This is a genomic window from Thermomicrobiales bacterium (assembly GCA_041390825.1).
In the GTDB taxonomy this organism is placed as follows: domain Bacteria; phylum Chloroflexota; class Chloroflexia; order Thermomicrobiales; family UBA6265; genus JAMLHN01.
Genome location: JAWKPF010000001.1, coordinates 1 through 2,191, shown reverse-complemented (window position 1 = coordinate 2,191; position 2,191 = coordinate 1). Strand labels below are relative to the sequence as shown.

Below are 2,191 nucleotides of genomic sequence, written 5' to 3'. Positions count from 1 at the left end.
GCGCCAGCGCCACCTGCGCGCTACCGATGAGCAGCACGACCACGCTCGAGACTCGAACGCACCTTTGCACGACTCTCTGTACGACGTACTGTCGCTTCACTTCAATGTTCGTTATGGAAAAATCTCCTGCACCCATCTGGCTCCGCGAGTTCGTCGTGGCGGTAGGTTTCGCGTTTGTGATCATGGTTCATCAAATGCCCGTCAGCCGCTCGTTCGAGTCGCCAAACTGGTCGAGTTCCAGGCCGCCCCAGTCCATGAGGTGAAGGAACAGGCTGCACATGCGACGGTTGGGCGCATCGAGGTAGTCGAGCACGCGGCCGCCCTGGAGTTTGCCGCCCGCCCCCCCCAGCAGGATGATCGGCAACTGCCTGGCGTCGTGGTTGCCGTGCAGCATGCTCGAACAGTGCATGATGGACGTGTTGTCAAGCAGCGTGCCGTCCCCTTCCTGATGCTCCGCCATTCGCTCGCAAAGGTAGGCGAGCTGAGACATGAAGAACTGGTTGAGCGGAATGAGTTCGGGCGGCTGGGTGTGGGCCATCTGGTGATGCTGGTCTTTGGCGCCGCAGTGCGTGTGAGTTTCGGCGGAGCCATCGTTGCAGTACTTGAGGGTCGCGATCCGGGTGGTATCGGTGCGGAAGGCGAGCAGCACGATGTCGTTCATCAGCTTCCAGTAGTCGGGGATTTCGGGGGGAATCCCGTCGGCCGGCCGCGGGTGATCGGGGGCGGTCAGGGTTGGCTGCCAACCGTTGGCATCGCGTTCCTTGTCGGCTCGCTGGAGACGATCTTCGATTTCGTGGACGCTGCCCAGATACTCCTCGAACCGCAGACGATCCGAGAGGGAGAGTCGTTGACGCAGCGACCTGGCGTCTTCCAGCACTGCATCCACAACGCGGCGGTCGCCGCGGTTCCGGTCGGTGCGGAAGAGCTGGTCGAATGCCAGTGCTGGCCGCGTCTCGGTCCAGGTCGGCGAGACCTCAGAACTCCACGAGATGTGCGAGCTGTAGAGCAGCGGATGCCCGTCCTGCAGGCCGGGGAGCGCGTCTTCGCAGCCCAGTACCAGCGAAGGGATTCGTGTCTGATCGCCGAGCCGCCGAGCCATCAGCTGATCGAAACTGACTCCTGTGCGGACTTCGGTCTTCGACATCGGAGCGCCGCTGAGCATGTTCCCCGTCTGCATGCAGTGGATGACCCCGTTGTTGGCTTGCTCGTTCCACAGACCGCGGAGGAAGACCAGTCGCTCTTTCCAGGGTTCCAGCGGCGTCAGGCAGGGCCCGAGTTCCATGCCGGCGCCCTCACCTTTGGCCCACCAGTGCTGCGAATGGAAACCCATGCCGGTGAACGTGACGAGCGTGCGAGTCGGCGGCTGATCGGCGGCGTCGGCGCGTTCACCCGTGGCGAAGGCCAGCGATTCAAGCCATGGCAATGCCATTGAGACGCCGAGCCCGCGCAGCAACGTGCGCCGCGAGAAGGAATTCGATTCGTTAAACATCAGGAGACTCCTACTAATCAGGGTCGTTCGTTACCTGGTTGAAACCGCTTCGGCCGTCGGTCGAATGCAGCGGAATTGTTCGCTCTGAACGATGACCAGCAAGGCGTCCGACCAGCGGCCACCGCCGACCATCGTCTGAGTGACTTCCTCCACGAGCTTGCGGTCCGACGTCATCACGGCGCGGCCCAGCGCATAGCCCGTCAGTTTGCGGGCCAGCGTCCGCAGCAGGTCCTCGCGGCGCGGTCCGGCGAAGTAGTTCCGCAGGCCGGCGATATCGTCGATCTCGGTGCCGTCTCGAAGAATTCCTTTGGTGTCACCCGGCTTCAGCTCGCCGGCCGGCCGCAGACGACCGATGGCGTCGAACCGCTCCATCGCCATGCCGTAGGGATCGATGCGATCGTGACAACCGGCGCACTTCGGGTCCGCACGATGGCGCTCGGTGATCTCGCGCACGCTGAGCCCGGGGGGTGGTGTTTCCGGGAGCGGTGGAACGTCGGGCGGGACTTTGGGCAGTCGCTCGCCCAGGACCTGCACCAGCCACGCTCCACGCTTGATCGGACTGGTCCGCGCGGCTGCCGACTGCCTGGCGATCACCGCGCCGAACCCCAGAAACCCGCCGCGTCCGTAGCTGGAAACATTCTCGACGCGTCGCCATTCCGGTCCGGTCACACCGGGGATGCCATAATGCCTGGCGAGGACGTC

At 63.9% G+C, this 2,191-nt stretch carries 2 protein-coding genes; both read right to left on the bottom strand.

What is annotated here, in order from left to right; genetic code table 11:
- Positions 1–190: 190 nt before the first annotated feature.
- A complete protein-coding gene (locus R2855_00010) occupies positions 191–1,453 on the bottom strand; it encodes a DUF1552 domain-containing protein (protein ID MEZ4529383.1) in 1,263 nt (420 codons plus the stop codon).
- A 66-nt stretch (positions 1,454–1,519) separates the two neighbouring features.
- On the bottom strand, positions 1,520–2,191 hold a 672-nt coding region (locus R2855_00005; protein ID MEZ4529382.1), incomplete at its 5' end, for a DUF1588 domain-containing protein.